16 protein-coding genes are annotated in these 16,685 nt (G+C 65.1%); 6 read left to right on the top strand and 10 right to left on the bottom strand.

Features of this window, described 5'->3' with window-relative positions:
• The first annotated feature begins 101 nt into the window (after positions 1–101).
• The 3 genes from alr to D0Z70_RS06400 are packed head-to-tail and all read left to right on the top strand — an operon-like array spanning position 102 to position 2,853.
• Positions 102–1,235: an alanine racemase gene (gene alr / locus D0Z70_RS06410; protein ID WP_119744609.1), complete on the top strand. Its 1,134-nt coding sequence runs from the start codon at positions 102–104 to the stop codon at positions 1,233–1,235.
• Positions 1,232–2,488, top strand: a complete 1,257-nt coding sequence (locus D0Z70_RS06405; protein ID WP_119744608.1) for a D-amino acid dehydrogenase — start codon at positions 1,232–1,234, stop codon at positions 2,486–2,488. The genes alr and D0Z70_RS06405 overlap by 4 nt, the downstream gene beginning before the upstream one ends.
• 20 nt (positions 2,489–2,508) lie before the next feature.
• Positions 2,509–2,853: a RidA family protein gene (locus tag D0Z70_RS06400; protein ID WP_119744607.1), complete on the top strand. Its 345-nt coding sequence runs from the start codon at positions 2,509–2,511 to the stop codon at positions 2,851–2,853.
• 68 nt (positions 2,854–2,921) lie between these two features.
• Here the strand turns inward: D0Z70_RS06400 and D0Z70_RS06395 are convergent, their stop codons facing one another.
• The 3 genes from D0Z70_RS06395 to D0Z70_RS06385 form a co-directional block, all read right to left on the bottom strand.
• The gene (locus D0Z70_RS06395) at positions 2,922–4,199 is read right to left on the bottom strand and encodes an amidohydrolase family protein (RefSeq protein ID WP_119744606.1); all 1,278 of its coding nucleotides are present in this window, start codon (positions 4,197–4,199) and stop codon (positions 2,922–2,924) included.
• Positions 4,192–5,019, bottom strand: a complete 828-nt coding sequence (locus D0Z70_RS06390; protein ID WP_119744605.1) for a helix-turn-helix domain-containing protein — start codon at positions 5,017–5,019, stop codon at positions 4,192–4,194. Before D0Z70_RS06390 ends, D0Z70_RS06395 begins: the two co-directional genes overlap by 8 nt.
• 77 nt (positions 5,020–5,096) lie before the next feature.
• A complete protein-coding gene (locus tag D0Z70_RS06385) occupies positions 5,097–6,605 on the bottom strand; it encodes an ANL family adenylate-forming protein (protein WP_119744604.1) in 1,509 nt (502 codons plus the stop codon).
• Positions 6,606–6,734: 129 nt separating this feature from the next.
• On the opposite strand from D0Z70_RS06385, the gene D0Z70_RS06380 reads away from it, so the two are divergent.
• Positions 6,735–7,679: an enoyl-CoA hydratase/isomerase family protein gene (locus tag D0Z70_RS06380; RefSeq protein ID WP_119744603.1), complete on the top strand. Its 945-nt coding sequence runs from the start codon at positions 6,735–6,737 to the stop codon at positions 7,677–7,679.
• On the opposite strand, the gene D0Z70_RS06375 is transcribed toward D0Z70_RS06380, so the two are convergent.
• From D0Z70_RS06375 to D0Z70_RS06355, 5 genes are read right to left on the bottom strand one after another with little or no spacing between them, the layout of a single operon-like run.
• Entirely contained in the window at positions 7,611–9,023 is a 1,413-nt protein-coding gene (locus D0Z70_RS06375) for an amidohydrolase family protein (protein ID WP_119744602.1), read from the bottom strand. The two genes, D0Z70_RS06380 and D0Z70_RS06375, sit on opposite strands and share 69 nt — an antisense overlap.
• Positions 9,017–10,168, bottom strand: a complete 1,152-nt coding sequence (locus D0Z70_RS06370; RefSeq protein WP_182913863.1) for a CoA transferase — start codon at positions 10,166–10,168, stop codon at positions 9,017–9,019. The genes D0Z70_RS06375 and D0Z70_RS06370 overlap by 7 nt, the downstream gene beginning before the upstream one ends.
• 1 nt (position 10,169) lies before the next feature.
• Entirely contained in the window at positions 10,170–11,666 is a 1,497-nt protein-coding gene (locus D0Z70_RS06365) for a class I adenylate-forming enzyme family protein (RefSeq protein ID WP_119744601.1), read from the bottom strand.
• A 9-nt stretch (positions 11,667–11,675) separates the two neighbouring features.
• A complete protein-coding gene (locus D0Z70_RS06360) occupies positions 11,676–11,966 on the bottom strand; it encodes a hypothetical protein (RefSeq protein WP_119744671.1) in 291 nt (96 codons plus the stop codon).
• A gap of 22 nt (positions 11,967–11,988) precedes the next feature.
• Positions 11,989–13,215 (bottom strand): CaiB/BaiF CoA transferase family protein, encoded by a 1,227-nt coding sequence (locus D0Z70_RS06355; RefSeq protein ID WP_119744600.1) that lies wholly within the window; start codon positions 13,213–13,215, stop codon positions 11,989–11,991.
• A 232-nt stretch (positions 13,216–13,447) separates the two neighbouring features.
• Between D0Z70_RS06355 and D0Z70_RS06350 the strand changes: the two genes are divergently transcribed.
• Together D0Z70_RS06350 and D0Z70_RS06345 are read left to right on the top strand one after the other, a co-directional pair.
• Positions 13,448–14,239, top strand: coding sequence for an SDR family oxidoreductase (locus D0Z70_RS06350; protein WP_119744599.1), 792 nt, complete (start codon positions 13,448–13,450; stop codon positions 14,237–14,239).
• A gap of 170 nt (positions 14,240–14,409) precedes the next feature.
• The gene (locus D0Z70_RS06345) at positions 14,410–14,715 is read left to right on the top strand and encodes a hypothetical protein (RefSeq protein ID WP_119744598.1); all 306 of its coding nucleotides are present in this window, start codon (positions 14,410–14,412) and stop codon (positions 14,713–14,715) included.
• Between the two features lie 59 nt (positions 14,716–14,774).
• Here the strand turns inward: D0Z70_RS06345 and D0Z70_RS06340 are convergent, their stop codons facing one another.
• The gene (locus tag D0Z70_RS06340; protein ID WP_119744670.1) at positions 14,775–15,239 is read right to left on the bottom strand and encodes a MarR family winged helix-turn-helix transcriptional regulator; all 465 of its coding nucleotides are present in this window, start codon (positions 15,237–15,239) and stop codon (positions 14,775–14,777) included.
• A 76-nt stretch (positions 15,240–15,315) separates the two neighbouring features.
• Entirely contained in the window at positions 15,316–16,572 is a 1,257-nt protein-coding gene (locus D0Z70_RS06335) for an acetyl-CoA C-acetyltransferase (RefSeq protein WP_119744597.1), read from the bottom strand.
• Between the last annotated feature and the right edge of the window lie 113 nt (positions 16,573–16,685).

The following is a 16,685-nucleotide window of genomic DNA, read 5'->3' as shown; positions in this document are numbered from 1 at the left end:
AAACAATCGGTGATATAAGCGGAAAATATCGAATAATCATCCGCTGATTGCGTGGATATTCGAACAAACGTGATTTACACTGCGGCGGTATCGGAAAGGGAATGGCGATGCAGCATGGGACCGCGGGACATTTGCGCATCGACCTTGGCGCGCTGGTGGCCAATTATCGGCTGATCGCCGGGCATGTCGCCCCCGCCAGCGTGGCCGGCGTGGTCAAGGCTGACGCCTATGGCCTGGGGGCCGCCCCGGTATCGGCGGCCCTCTATGCCGCAGGCTGCCGCCATTTCTTCGTCGCCCATCTGTGCGAAGCGGTGACCCTGAAACCGCATCTGCCGACCGACACCACCCTCTATATCCTCAATGGCCTGCCGCCCGGTGCGGAAGCGGATTGCGCCGCGATCGGCGCGGTACCGGTCCTCAACGCACTCGAACAGATAGATAGCTGGGCCGCCCTTGCCCGCACTCTCGGTCGCCGCTTGCCGGGCGTGATCCAGGTCGATAGCGGCATGGCCCGCCTTGGCCTGACGCCCGACGATCTGGCGAGGCTGCGCCAGTCGCCGGAGCTGCTGGACGGTAGCGACCTGCGGCTGGTCATGACCCACCTCGCCTGCGCCGATGATCCCGACGACGCCTTCAACCCGCACCAACGCGCCTCCTTCGACGCTATCGCCAGCCAGTTTCCGGGCGTCCCCCGCTCGATCGACAATTCGGGCGGCGCAATGACGGCGGGCGTCGGCCATGGCGACATCGTCCGCGCCGGGATCGCCCTCAATGGCGGCGCGCCTCATGGCCAGCCCAATCCCATGCAATCGGTCGTCGCGCTCGACGCATACATCGTCCAGCTACGCACTGTCGAAGCAGGTGCCGGGGTCGGCTATGGCCTGACCCACCGTTTCGATCGCCCATCCCGTGTGGCGACCATCTCGGTCGGCTATGCCGATGGCTGGCCGCGTCATTTGAGCAACCGTGGCAGCGCCTGGATCGGCGGCGTGCGGGTGCCGATCGTCGGGCGGGTCTCTATGGACAGTATGGCGCTCGATGTCACCGACGTCCCCGATGCCTTGCTCCACGCCGGTGCGCCGGTCGAGCTGATCGGCCCGCACCAGACGATCGACGATGTCGCGGCGCAGGCCGACACGATCAGCTACGAAATATTGACCCGGCTCGGCCACCGCTATGCGCGCACCTATCTGCCCGCGCCGGTCGCCACCCCCGACAGGAGCATCATGGCATGAAGGTCGTCATCCTGGGCGGCGGCGTCATCGGCGTCACCTCCGCCTGGTATCTCTCGCAGGCGGGTCATGAGGTCGTCCTGATCGATCGCCAGACTGGCGTGGCGCAGGAAACCAGCTTCGCCAATGCCGGCGAAATCTCGCCCGGCTATGCGTCGCCATGGGCCGCGCCCGGCATCCCGGCCAAGGCGCTGCGCTGGCTGTTCATGCAGCACGCCCCGCTGATCCTGCGCCCCAATGTCGACATGGCGATGCTGCGCTGGATGATCGCGATGCTGGGCAATTGCAATGCCGCCGATTATCGCATCAACAAGGGGCGGATGGTGCGCCTCGCCGAATATAGCCGCGATCAACTAATCGCCCTGCGCGCCGATACTGGCATCAGCTATGACGAGCGCAGCCAGGGTACGCTCCAGCTGTTCCGCGAACAGAAGCAGCTCGACGGCATCGCCAAGGATATAGAGGTGCTGCGCGCCGACAATGTCCCGTTCGAGGTGCTGGACCGCGCCGGATGCCTGGCCGCCGAACCGGGCCTCGCCGCCAGCGCTTCGCCCATCGCGGGTGGCCTGCGCCTGCCCAATGACGAGACGGGCGACTGTTTCAAATTCACCAATGCCCTCGCGGACATGGCACGCGCGCGCGGCGTCCAGTTCCTGATGGGCCGCACGATCAAGGGGTTGGCGCGCGAAGCCGGGCGTATCGCACATGTCGTCACCGACGATGGCCCGGTCAGCGGCGACGCCTATCTCGTCGCCATGGGCAGCTTTTCGCCGCTGCTCCTCGCCCCGCTCGGCCTGCGCCTGCCAGTCTATCCGGTGAAGGGCTATTCGATCACCGTGCCGATCATCCAGCCGGATGCTGCCCCGGTCTCCACCCTGCTCGATGAAAGCTACAAGGTCGCGATCACCCGGCTGGGCGACCGCATCCGCGTGGGCGGCATGGCGGAATTGTCGGGCTACACCAATGATCTGCCGCAGGCGCGCCGCGACACGCTTGACCATAGTGTCGGCACGCTGTTCCCCGGCGCGGGGGATCTGAGCAAAGCGACATTCTGGAGCGGGCTGCGGCCGATGACGCCCGATTCCACCCCGGTGGTGGGGGCCACGCCGATCGACAATCTGTTCCTCAACACCGGCCATGGCACGCTGGGCTGGACCATGGCCTGCGGGTCGGGCCAGGTAATCGCCGACCTGATAGGCGGCCAAACCCCCGCGATCGAGACCGCCGATCTGGCGCTGGCGCGCTACGGCCGCTGATTTTCAAAGAGGATAAAGTCATGACCATTACCCGCATCGAAACCGGCCCGCGCATGAGCGAGGCGGTCATCCATGGCGATACGGTCTATCTGGCCGGTCAGGTCGGCGAAGGCGACAGCGTGACCGCCCAGACCCAGAGCGCTCTGACCGAGATCGACCGTCTGCTGGCGCTGGCGGGCAGCAGCAAGGCGCACATCCTTCGCGCAACCATCTGGCTGGCCGACATGGCCGATTTTGCGGAAATGAATGCGGTGTGGGACGCCTGGATCGCCGACGTCGCGGCCCCCACGCGCGCCACCGGCGAAGCGAAACTGGCAACGCCCGACTATAAGGTGGAAGTGATCATCACCGCCGCCCGCGCCTGATCCGGCACGGCGCAAAAAAAGCGGGGCGCTCTGGAGAGAGGGACAGAGCGCCCCGGCTATGCCCTCACTTAGAAGGGCAAATTATACATGGTCGTCGCGTTGTCCTGCAGCACCTTCTTCTTGACCGCATGGTCATAGCCGCCCAGCACATCGACGACATGCGCCTGCACGCCGGGATAGAGCGATGTGGGATGCGGGAAGTCGGTTTCGAACATCACCTTGTCCACGCCGATGGTTTCCAGCAACAGCTTGGGACCGACCTTCTCGAACCAGAAGGTGACCCAGAAATGGTCGCGGAAATATTCCCATGGCCGCTTGTTGAGCAGGCCTTTCTTGGTCGGCAGCATCTCGTTGAACTGATGCTCCAGCGCCTCGATCGCGAAGGGCAGCCAGCCCATGCCGCTTTCGATGAGGCCGATCTTCAGCTTCGGGTGACGGTCCAGCCGTCCCGACACCATCCAGTTGCCCAGCGTCGCGGCATTGCCGATCGAGAACATCGTCGCCACCACCGACAGCGTCTGTTCAAAGCCAAAGCCTTCCCAGGTCAGCGTATTGGGATCGACCGCCGAATTGAGGTGGAAGTTGAGCGGCATACCGGTCGCTTCGCACATCTCCAGGAACGGCGTCCAATAGTCGTGCAGGAAGCTCGGCACGCCGACACGTTCGGGCGTGTCGGGCAGGACGAAGCCCTTGAGGCCCATGTCGTAACAACGGCGCGCTTCGGTCTCCAGCGCCTTCTGGTCCCAGAAGGGCAGATGACCCATGTTGAAAATGCGGTTGCCCGACACCTGCTGATATTCGGCCGATGCGTCATTATACATCTGGACGATGGCCAGCGCGAGGTCGGGATCGCCCAGCGACATCAGCGACCCGGCCTGGGTCACGCCCGAATTCTGGAAACCGATCTGGGCATAGACGCCCATATCGTCCATCGCCTGCAACCGTTCCTTGATCAGATGACCACCCGGATGCGCCTGCTCCAGCTTGGGAAAGGCGAGCCGTCCCAGCAGCTTGTTATTGTCAGCGCGGATGACATTGCCACCCATCGACCCGAAATTGCGGTCGCCGACATACCAGCGTTCCACCCCGTCATTGTCCAGCTTCACATAAGGAACCTTGGACTTTAGCGCAGCGGGCGCGCGCGAAGTGAACAGGTCGGGCGCTTCGGTGATATGCGTGTCGGTATCGACGATCTTGATTCCGGCAAGCGACGGGTCCAGCCCGCCGGACTGAGACGCATAATCGACCTCACGGATGACGCCGCCCTCGGTATAGCCCTCGGCCGACCAATATTTGCGCGCGGATGCGGCCAGTTCCTCGTTGGCCTTGTCCTTCACGTCAGCCATGCTTGGCCTCCATCGTCTGGCGGCTGGCATCGAACAGTGGGGAGACAGGCGCGGGTGCCGGTTCCTCGACGCAGCGATGAACGGCCTCGTTCAAGGTGCGCAGCAGGCTGTCGGCATCGATCTGGTCGGACGGCTCATAGACAAAGCCAATCGCCAGCGGCTGGCCGTCGGGCATGTTGGGCAGCAGCACGGCGGTGACGTCGGCAATCGAGCCAAAGCCCGCCTTGCCCGTGGCAAAGCCATGGTCGCGGCAGGCCTGGACCTGCGCCGCCATTTCGGTGGGCAGGAATTTGCGGTCGGCGCTCGCTTCGGCGTTGAGGCGACGGATCATGCCGTCGCGACGCGGCTGGGCAATGGTCGACAGGAGCAACCAGCCAGCGGCGCTATCGGACAGATGATCCTGCTGGCCGCCGCAGAAACCGGCGGGACCGGCAGTGCGGAAGGTCCGCTTGCCAACGCGCCAGTTGAACACCTGCACCTTCAGCCCGACCATGCCGAACACGGCCACGCCAAGCCCGGTCTGCGCCGAAAGCCGGTCGATCAGGCCAGTGAGCGCACCATCACGGACCAGCTTGGGCTGAACGGCAGCCCCCAGCATCGCGGCGCGTGGGGTGGGTGAATAGGAACGCGAACAGGGATCCTTGTGCAGCAGGCCAAGGTCGACGAGGCTCGACAGCAGTTCAGACGTGCTGGACTGGGGGCGGTCGAACCGGCGGACAATGTCCATCACGGTAGCCTGGGGATGATCCTCATCGAAGAATTCGAGCACTTCGATGACGCGCTTGGCGATCTTAGCCTTGTTGGACTCGACTTGAGCCATGGTCCTCTCCTCCGGTTTATGAACAGTAGTGTTCACTAACGCGGCGGACCTGTCAATTAAAAATGAGATGCTCTCGTTTATGTGCTGTTCATCGTCGCATTGTCCAACTCGCTGTCGGTTTCGTCGAACAGGCGGCGAAGCGCCATGCGATCCGTCTTGAGCGACGGAGTGCGCAGAAAATCCGCACAAAACCGCCATTTCACCGGGACATGAGTGGCGAGCAGATGCGCGCGGACATGCGCCGCCAGCGTATCGGCATCGACCGGCGAGGCCGCAGGCGACAGCCGGATCGCCGCCGCCGGAACCTGCCCCAGCCGCGCGTCCGGCACGCCGATGACTGCCACCTCGGCGACCGAGGGGTGCAGCATCAGCGCCTGTTGGATCGACTCTGGCAGCAGCTTGAACCCGCCCCGGATGATCGCCCCGTCCGCCCGGCCCAGCAGAAACAGGAATCCGTCCGCGTCGATCCGCGCCATGTCCGACGTGCGAATCCAGTCTGGCCCGATTCGCGGCGATATGACCTCCAGCAATCCGGGCGTATCGGGCTGCAGGGGCGTCCCGCTGTCCGCATCGACGATACGCAATTGCGCTCCCGGCATCGCACGGCCCACCGTCCCGCGCTTGGCCTTGCCCCATGTCGCGTGCAACTCCGCCGTCATCATCGCCACCGGCCCGGCAAATTCGGTGGCACCATAGGATAGCAGGATGGGGATGCCATAATGCGCCTCGAACGCCTGCTGCACGCCGGGGTCGAGCGGCGCCGCGCCGCAGCCGATCGCCTTGATCGACGCCAGATCGGCGACCGGAATATCCGCGTCCAGCACCCCGCGCACGCTGCTGGGCGGCAATCCGGCATGGGCCGGGCGATAGCACAGCACATGGTCGTGCCAGGCGGCGATGGTGAACCGCTCCAGCAACAGCATCCGCTGCCCCCGGATCAGCATCGGCAGGGTGGAATAGAGGCCCGAAATATTGCCGATCGGAAAATAGAGCAGGAAAGGCGGCGCGGCCTGCACATCTTCGCCCTGCCTCTGGGTCAGCGGCGACCCCAGAAAATGCTGCTCCATCAGTGTGTAGGACACGGCAAAGGATTTGGGCGGGCCGGTGGTGCCGCTGGTCAATATCTCGATCTGCGGCTGATCCGGCCCGGTCCGCTTACACGCCGCTCCGGTCGCCGCACTACGCAGCGTCGCGTCCATGCCCTCCAGCGCGATCACGGCCACGCCCTCGTCCCGCGCTGCGTCGATCACCGCTTCGGTCAGGTCGTCGGCAAAGGCGATCAACGCTGGTCCACCTGTCCGCACGACATCGCGCGCGATTCCGCCGGGCGACTGGAAAGCATAGATCATGCGGATCGTGCGCCCTTGCGCCAGCAATCCGAGCAGCGCAGCCAGCGCCGCAGGCCGGTTGCGCGGCACGAAGGCGACCGGCGCATCCGGTCTGACCCCGCTGGCGGCCAGCGCCGCCTGCACCGCATCGGCAACTTGACGGATCGCCCCCCAGTCATGCCAGCGCCCTTCAAATTCGATCGCCGGCAGCGCCGGGTCACGCCGCAAGGCGTCAATGCTGCATTGCTGCAAACTCATGCCTGTCTCCCTGACGCGACGGATAGTGGGGCAGGGCAGGGTGTCCCGCCAACCATCTTGCGCAACGCTATGGCGATGAATGGGAAGTTTCGGTTTGCGACACCGACACGGGCTTCTAGCCTGCCACCGATGACGCCGCCCGCCGCCCCGATCGACCCGCAGCAACTCACGATTTCGTGGGACGGGGAGAGCGCACCCTATGCGATTGTCGATCTGGACGCCGTGCAGGACGCCACTCCCTGGCACCTGCCACCCTGTCCGCTGATCGGCATCGGCACCCCAGACCATCCCCGCGCCAAAGACGTCGATCTGTTAATCGAAGCGCCGGTATCTCTTGCCATTATAGCTGCCGCCATCGACGCCCAGCCAAAGGCGGCTGCGGTGCTGGTCCAACTGTTGCGTCTGATCGCAAACATGGACGCCGCGCCAGCGCTGGTCGCCGAATCGCTCGCCTATGGCCTGCTCCAGGGCAGTGACGCGCATGCCCAATGGCTTGCAACTCGGACCCCGGCACCAGCCTCACCGCCCGGCGACGTCCGGCTGGACCGCACCGATGACCAACTCATCATCACGCTGGACCGCGCCCACGCCCATAATGCGATCGACCGCGCCATGCGCGATGACTTGCGCGGAGCGTTCGATCTGGCGGCGCTGGATTGCGACATCGCCCGCATCAGCCTGCGCGGGGAGGGGCGTAGTTTTTCGGTCGGCGCAGACCTCTCCGAATTTGGCACCACCCGCGATCCCGCGACCGCCCACGCCATCCGCATGGTCACGCTCCCCGCCCATGCGATTGTGCGCTGCGCCGACCGGCTGGACGTCCATGTGCAGGGCGCTTGCGTCGGCTCAGCACTGGAAATGGCGGCCTTTGCCACTCGCCTGACCGCCAGCCCCAGCGCCTGGTTCCATTTGCCCGAGCTGGCGATGGGCATCATCCCCGGCGCGGGCGGCTGCGTTTCCGTATCGCGCCGGATCGGGCGGCAACGCGCCGCGCTGATGATCCTGTCAGGCCGCCGGATCAGCGCTGCTACGGCACTCGACTGGGGCCTGATCGACGCCTTCATGGACGATTGAACCGCCGATCATCGTCAATCTCACATCTCCCGCGTTCAGCCGCGTCCGCGCGTCGTCCCAACCCCGGTCCAGCAAACACAGATCCGCCGCAGCGCCCACTTCAACCCGCCGCACCCGCGACAAATCGACCGGATCGGCCAGGAACAGGTCGCGCGCCTGCTCCGGCGTCAGCGCCTCATCCACTCCCACCAACGCGTCCGCCGCCGTGCGTCGTGACACCGCCGCGCGCATCGCCGCCCAGGGATCGGCGCTGCCAAAGGGCGCATCGCTCCCGCCCGCCAGCACCACGCCCGCCCGCACGAACGCACCCAGCCGATAAAGGAAGGGCCGGTCGCGGGCATCGACATCGGTCAGATAGCGGTCGCCCCGCTCGGCGATAAAATGGGGCTGGCTGACCGCCTGCAATCCCATCCTTGCCATGTCCGCCAGCAGCGTGTCCGGCGTCACCCCGGCATGTTCGATCCGGTCGCCCGGCATCACCCCGGCCTCGCCCAGCGCTGCCAGCGCGAACACCAGTTCGGTCTGCGTCGTGCAATGGATCGCCGCCACCCGCCCGCGATCATGCCCACCACGCAGGAAGGCCACGCAATCGTCAAAATCGGGCAGTGCCTGTTCATGCAGATGCAGCTTCGCCGGGCCAATCTCAATACCGGACGGGGGCGGCGCGTCCGACAGTCCCAGCGTCCCGGCCAGCACTACCCGCTGCGGCAAATGCCCGGCGCGATGCTCGCCAGCAAAATGTGCCGCCATCGCCCCGTCATTGGCGGGAGACATGTCGGTCACCCCCGTCACCCCCATCGCCGCCAGTTCCGCTCCAATCGCGGCAAAATCCGGCGGCACGCTACCGAGCCGGTCGCGCAACCATGGGTCGGCATCGAACAGCTGCCCGCTCGCCCGGTCCAGCCCCGGTGGCGACGGTCCATCGCCCAATAGCAACGCCATCGCCGCGCTGTTCAGAAACCACATGCGCCCTGACCGATGCTGCACCCGCACCGGCCGTGCACCCGCCCAGCGGTCCAGCCGCGCCGCGTCCAGCATCCCGGCCACACTCTCATGATAGCCGATGCCGCGCAGCCAGCCTGCACCGGGCCGTGCCAGCGCCGCCGCCAGACCCTCCTCGTCCAGCACATCAGGCGGCCCGCACGCCACCGACTCGCGCGCCACCGCCAGCGCGGCGCAATGGATATGATGGTCATGCAAGCCCGGCAGCAACGCCCCGCCCGCCGCCTCGATCACCCGCTCGCCGTCCACCGGCGCAAGCAGCCCGATCGCTACGATCCGCCCGCCTGAAATCCGCACATCGGCCTGCGTCTGCCCGTCCATCTCCGCCCGCCGGATCAGCATTGGGCCAGCCAGACGTCATTATCCTGCCCCATCGCCGCCACGCGCCCGGCGGGACGCATATCCGTCACCGGAAAAACCTCCCCCTGCGCTGCGCCCCATGCCTGCAAGTCCGTCATCAGCGCCTTCTCGTCGCGCCGCCTCTCGCTGTCCAGCGCCATGGCGACGATCGCGCTCATCGACAGGATCATTCGTGCGCCCCGTCCGTCGCGGACCCGATCCAACGCCAGCCGCGCGGCATATATGCCGGTCAGCGGATCGGCGCAGGCATCCCCGCCAAAGCCCACTCGCCCGCTTGCGGCTATTATGGCATCGCTCAAACCACCCGCCACGCTGGCATCATCGCCAAAGCCGATCCAGTTGCCAGCATCACCCGTCGCACCATGGCCGGTGATCGTCATCCACACCAGCCCCGGCACCGCCCGCACCAGCGCATCGGCGTGGATCCCCAACTGTCGCAACGCGCGCGGTCGCGCCGCCTCTACCACCACGTCGGCGCGTCGGATCAGCGCGATCAGCGCCTCCCGATCCGTTTCCTCACGCAGGTCCAGCGCCACATTATCCTTGTCCTGATTGATCCGTGCAAACAGCGCCGGATCGCCCTCGCGCATCCGGTCGGGCCGGTTGCGGCTCTCGACCTTCACCACCTGCGCCCCGGTCAGGCCGATAAGATGCGTGGCCAGCGGCCCCGCCCACAGCGCCGACAGGTCGATGACCAACAACGGTTCCGTCCGTGCCTTGACCGGCCCCTCGGCCGTCACCTGGCAGGGCGGCGACACCGGCACTTCCCCCAGCCGCGCGATCGCCAGCCCCAGCATACGCCCCTGCGTCACCAGCGCAGCACTATCGCGTGCAAGAAAAGCGGCTAGAATCTGAGCATCATCACCGGGGTCGATCCCGCCGTCCTGAAATAGCGCAGGCAGCATCGCCCGATCGTCATCGCGCGCCAGCGCCAGCGCGACATGCCCGTCCCGCGCGGCATAAAGACGGCATCCACCCCCCGCCGACACCGCGCCCGGCACGGCAAAGCCGTTCAGCGCCGCCCGCTCACCCATCAGCATCGTTCCGGTAAGCGCCGGAGGCATCCCCATCGCCCGCAACTCTCCCTCCGCCCATCCAGCCAGCGGCAGGGTCAGCGCGCGCGGCATGTCAGGCGGCAAACAGCTTCTTGATCTCCCGCCGCAACAGCTTGCCCATTTCATTATAGGGCAGGGCATCGGCGAACAGCACCCGTTCCGGCACGCGCGAGGATCGCAGCCGGGCGCGCACCATCTGCTTCAATTCATCCTCGCCTGGCGCGTCATGCCCCGCGCGCGGCACGACGATCAGCCCAACGGCTTCACCCCATTCGTGGGAGGGGATGGCGACCGCCGCCGCTTCGGCCACCGCCGGATGGGTCATGACCACATCCTCGATTTCGCCGGGTGAGATATTCTCGCCCCCCCGCACGATCACATCGTCGGCCCGCCCCGACAGGAACAGATAGCCGTCCGCGTCGATATAGCCCGCGTCGCGCGTCGGGAACCAGCCGTCGGCGTCCAGCGCGCTGCGTTCGCGATATTCGCCCGACACCTGCTCGCCGCGCACATAGATTTCGCCTGGCTCACCCGGCGGCAGCACCGCGCCATCCTCGTCGCGAATCTCGATCTCTACAGTCGGCAGCGGTCGGCCAACCGATCCCAGCCGCGCCCGTACGATCGGGTCGTCCGATCCATGCGCCGCGCGATGCTCGTCCGGTCCCAGCAGGGCGATGGTCGAACTGGTCTCGGTCAGCCCATAGGCATTGGTAAATCCGGTCGCCGGAAACAGGTCCAGCGCCTGATGGATCAATTCGATCGGCATCTTGCCGCCACCATAAGCGATTGCGCGCAGCGCCGGCAGGTCAGGATTATGGCCCTTCGCCATAGTCTCAATGATCCGCGCCAGCATGGTCGGCACGACAAAGGCATTGCTCGCCCCTTCGCCCGCCGCCAGATCGAGCCAGGCTTCGGGCGAGAAAGCGGGCAACATCAATATCCGCCGCATCGCATAGATGGAGCTGAGCAAGGCGGCGATGCCCGCAATATGGTATGGCGGCACGCTGACCAGCGCGGCATCCTCTTCCGGCGCTGCGGCAAATTCGACCGTGCCCAAGATATAGGACACAAGGTTCGCGTGGCGCAAAATCGCTGCCTTGGGCGCGGCGGTGGTGCCGCTCGTGAACAGCTGGATCGCAACGCCCTCGCCATCCTCGCCCTCGCTCGGCGCATCGACAGCGCGCGCCTGCGCGGCCTCGACAAAGGCGGCGCGAGTCAGCACGATATTGCTGTCCGCCGGGCAAAGCCGCCTTACCCGATCCACATCGCCCACGATCAGCGCCGGGGTGATCCGCTCCAGCAGCGCGCCAAGGTCCGCGTCCGCCAGCCGGTAATTCAATGGCACATAGGGGACGCCCGCCAGCGCTGCGCCAAACAGCGCCATCGCCGCCGCCTCGCTGCTCTCATCCAGCAACGCGACATGGGCGCAGCCGCTGTCGCGGATCAGCGCCGCCGCGCCGCGCGCGCCAGCCAGCAGATCGGCATAGGACCAGCGCTGACCGTCACAGACCAGGCCGATACGGTCGGGCGCTGTATCGGCGGCCATTTCCAGAAAAAGGGCGATGTTCATGGGGTAATGTCAGTCCGACGCGGGCAGGGGCTTGGCATCCTTGATGCTCAGCGCCACGCCATCGACCGACAGCGATCCCTTGCCCGGCTTGACGCACAGCAGCTCGAACGTCCCGGCCGCATCGATATAGCGCTTGCCCATCAGCGTGCCGGCGGCAAAGGCCGTGTCCGGCGTGCCGATCGCATCGGGCTTCGCCTCGCCCATCGCCGCGCCGCCACATTCTATGCCGCCAGTGCCGCTGCGGATCACCATCACTTCGGTGTCACACACCGCGCTTTTCAGTTTCGTTCCGGGCTTCATGTCCATCCTGCCTTTCAAAGCGTCACGCAATTGCGCCGCTGGCTTTCCATTGTTCGATCTGGTCCCATTCGACACCCAGTTCCATTAGCACAATTTCGGTATGCTCGGATGCCTGCGGCGCGCGGGTCGTTTCCAGAGGCTTGCCGTCAAACTGCACCGGGCCACGGACCAGCCGTAACGGCTTGCCACCATCGGCACCCTCGACCTCGATGATCATGTCGTTGGCCAGCGCCTGTTCGTCGGTCAACAGGTCGGCAAAGCTCTGCACCGGCGCCCATTGGCCCTTCATGGTTTTCAGGTGCGACCGCCAATAGGCAAAGGGTTTTTGCGCGAATGCCTTGACCAATATGTCGCTCGCCGCGCCCGCATTTTCGATCAGCGACAGCACATCCTTGAAGCGCGGATCGTCCGCTGCTTCCGGCACGCCCACATGCGCAAACGTATCGGCGATCAGGCCGGTCGGGCTGACCATGCACAGGTTGATCGTGCCGCCATCGGACGTGCGGAAATTGCCCATGAACGGGTTGCGCAGCGATCCGCCTGATACCGGCATCCCGTTGCGCGTCTCGATCCCGGTTTCCATCACCTGCGAAATCAGCGCGCCCGATGCCCACCAGGCTGCGCTCAGCAGCGACACGTCCAGTTCGGTCGCCTCGCCGGTCCGTTCGCGATGGAGCAGCGCGCCGGAAATGCCCCCGGCGATGAACATGCCGCCGATCGAGTCGCCGAATGCGGGAATGCCCTGGGTCAGCGGACCCGGCAGGGCTTCGGGCGTCATCGCATAGGCGACCCCACTGCGCGACCAGAAGCAGGTGCCGTCAAAGCCGCCAATTTCGCGCTCCGGCCCCTTGTCACCCAGCGCGCTGCCACGGGCATAGATGATGTTCGGGTTGACCGCGCGGATATGTTCAATGTCAAACTTGTTCTTCTGCCGCACCTGGGGCAGGTAGTTGGTCAGGAACACGTCGGCCGTCTTGGCCAGCTCGTAAAGCACTTCCTGTCCTTCGGCGGTGGACAGGTCGATGCCCACGCTGCGCTTGCCGCGATTGGGATGCTCGAACAAAGTATGGCGCAGTGGATCGAGCGTCACCCCGCCCATGTTGAGGAACCCGCGCTGGGTGTCACCGCGCACCGGATGCTCGATCTTGATGACGTCCGCGCCCCAATCGGCCAGGATCGCCCCTGCGGCAGGCACATAGGTGAATTGCGCCACTTCCAGTACGCGCACACCCTTCATGACCTGGGTCATAAACTCTTATCCCCTCATTCGCCGCGCAACGCGACCTTCATCGCTTAAAAGTGGTAGAAGCTGTGGCGGTTGCCGCAAGAGCCGACAGGCTGTTGGATGCGGGCTATCGCTAGCGCGATGCAAAGCCCCGCCTCAACGCCGCCACGATATGCGGCACGGTCCGAAAAACTGGGATTGAGCGCCGGGAAATCCAGGCCGATAGCAGGCGGGATAAGATACCGGAAGGATTGCCATGCTGATCGACTCTTCGCTTTCCGCCATCGTCACCGGCGGCGCATCGGGCCTGGGCCTGGCCACGGTAAAGGCGTTGCGTGCTGCGGGTGCGAAGGTCGCGATCTTCGACATCAACCAGGATCAGGGCGAAGGCATTGCGGCACAGGTCGGCGCGACCTTCCACCGCGTCGATATCATGTCTGAGGAAAGCGCGATCGCAGGCTTCGACAGCGCCCGTGCCGCGCAGGGGCAGGAACGGCTGCTGGTCCATTGCGCCATGGTGTCGAAGGGCGGCAAGACTGTCTCGAAGGACAAGGAAAGCGGCGGTTTCAAGCGGCTTTCAACCGAAGATTATGCGATTTCTGCGCAGGGCATATTGGTCGCCAGCTACCGCATGGCCTCCATCTCCGCGCTCGGCATGGCCGCGCTCGATCCGCTGGCCGACAATGAACGGGGCAGCATCATCCTGACGTCCAGCGCCGCGGCGGAGGATGGCCAGGTGGGGCAGATCGCCTATGGATCGCTCAAAGCCGGGGTCAACGGCATGGTCCTGCCAATGGCGCGCGATCTCATGGATCTGGGGATTCGCGTCAACGCGATCATGCCCGGTATCTTCGCGACCCCGCCGATGCTGCGGTTCAAGGAGATGAACCCGCCCATGTATGAAAATCTGGAAAAATCGGTGCCGTTCCCGCGTCGGCTGGGGCAGCCCGAAGAATTTGCGTCGCTCGCCATGGAGCTGGCCCGCAACAGTTACATCAACGCCCAGACCTTCCGCATCGACGGCGCGATTCGCTTCCCGCCGCGCTGATCAGCCGCATATTCTGACGCCGATTGCAGGGCGCGTCGCACCAGCGGCGCGCCCTTTTCTTCGCACATGCAAAAATAAAATACTAAGCTAGCTTGACATGTTTTTGACGAACTACTAACCTGGCTTAGTATTAAATGAATCGCTCTCCTTTTTATGCCCAGAGGTTCACCATGATCCGTTTTGCCAAAATCGCCGCCTATGTCTCACTCACTGTCGCCGTCGTGCCGCAGGTCGCTGCCGCTGATGACGCGGTGCAGCTGACCTCGGCCTCGACCATCGCCACCGAATATAAGGGCAAGATGCTCTACACCGCGTCGGGCGATCGCCTTGCCGCCGTCTATCGCGTCGGTGCCGATGGCGCCGCGCAGATCATCCTCAATGGCAAGATGGTCGCCGTCCCTGCCGCTAGCCTGGCTGCTGCCGATGGCAAACTCGTGACCAACCTGTCGAAGCGTGACCTGCTGACCGCGCGTTGATCGGAGGGGCCACGCCCCTACGTATTGAAAAGGCCGCTCCCTGACCCGGAGCGGCCTTTTCACGTCTTGGCGATATTCTCGGAAATCATATCCAGCAGCGCATTGATCCGGTGCAGGTCGTCATGATCGAAGCCGGCAAATGCCACTTCCTCATTAGCGCGCGCAATCCCTGCCAGTTGCGCCGTGATCGCCTGTCCCGCCTCGGTCAGGAACACCGCATGGGCGCGGCGATCATCATCCTTGGTCCGCCGTTCCAGCAGCCCTTCCGCACATAGCCGGTCGATCAGTCGCCCGGCCGACGCTTCGGCAATTTCCAGCATATTGGCGATGGTGCGTTGTGTCGCGCCGGGGTGGCGCGCGACCACCGCGATCACCGTCCATTGCGACCGCGTCACGCCCAGCCGCACCACGCTCTGGTCGAAATGCGCCCGCAACTGCCGCGCGATCACCGCCAGCTTCAGCGAAGCGTTGCGCATCAGCGCCTTCGCGTCATCAGCCAGCAGATCGTCATTCGGTTCAGCCATGAAGCGCGTACCATAGCGCCATTGCGGCGAAACGAAACCGTCCTCGTTGCAAGCCTGCGCGATGGTCTGCGCTGGATCAGACACGTTCGATGATGATCGCTGGCGCCATGCCGCCTGCCGCGCACATGGTGATCAGGCCATACCGTCCGCCGGTCCGCTCCAACTCGTCCAGCGCCGTGCCGATCAGCACCGCCCCGGTCGCGCCGATCGGATGGCCCAGCGCAATCGCGCCGCCATTGGGATTGAGCTTGGCCCGGTCGATGCCCAGATCGCGGATGAACTTCTCGGTCACGACCGCAAACGCCTCATTCACTTCAAAGACGTCGATATCCTCGACCCGCAGCCCCGCCCGCGCCAGCACCTTGCGCGCCGCCGGCACCGGCCCGTTCAGCATCAGCGTCGGGCAGTCGCCCATATTGGCGGTCGCCACGATCCGCGCGCGGGGTTTCAGGCCATGGCGCTGCGCATAATCCGCCGACGCGAGCAGGATCGCAGCGGCTCCATCAACCACGCCCGACGACGTTCCGGCATGGTGCAGCGGCGTGATCGCCAGATCAGGATATTTCTGGTTGATCAGCTGGCGGAAAGTCGGCCCGTCGGCGCGCGATGGCATGTCCAGAAAGGCGGCAAAGGCGGGCTTCAATTGCGCCAGTTGTTCTGCGGTCGTGTCGGGCCGGGGATATTCTTCATGGTCCAATATGATCGCGCCCGCATCGTCCACTACCGGCACGGTCGATCGGGCAAAGCGCCCTTCCTTGAGTGCGATTCCAGCGCGCCGCTGGCTCTCCGCGCCAAAGGCGTCGAGCTGCTCGCGGCTGATCCCCTCCATCGCGGCAATCGCATCGGCGGCCACGCCCTGGTTCGACTGGGGATGCTTGGCCTGCAACCGCATATTGCCCGTGCCAAGCCCGCCGACCGATGGCACGCCCGCTTCCCGCAACGACTGGCCGTAGGACATGACGTGCGACATCATCTCGGTGCCGCCTGCAATAACCAGATCTTCCATCCCGGCCATGATCTGCCCGGCGGCCAGATTGGTGGCGGTGAGCCCGCTGCCGCAGAATCGGTCGAGCGTGACCCCTGAAGCGCGCACATCATAATCGGCGTCGAGTGCCGCCATCCGTCCCATATCGCCGCCCTGCAATCCCATTTGCGCGCTGGTGCCCCAGATGATGTCGTCCACATCTGCGGTATCGATGCCGTTGCGGTCGCGGATCGCGCGCAGCACGGTCGCTGCGACATGCTGCGGGTGCAGATGCGACAGCGCACCCTTGCCCAATTTGCCGATGCTGCGCGGGGTGCGGACCGCGTCGATAATATAGGCCTCTGCCAAGGCTCGTCTCCTGTAGATTGCTGGCGTTGCTATCGCATGGAAGGCGCACATTCCCAATCGCATGGGCGATTGATAAGGCGGGCCGGGACGTGCAGGGTGGACGGCAGGACAGC

The organism is Sphingobium terrigena (genome assembly GCF_003591655.1).
Classification (GTDB): domain Bacteria; phylum Pseudomonadota; class Alphaproteobacteria; order Sphingomonadales; family Sphingomonadaceae; genus Sphingobium; species Sphingobium terrigena.
The sequence above is the reverse complement of the archived record's forward strand: the minus strand, read 5'-3'. Positions and strand labels throughout refer to the sequence as shown.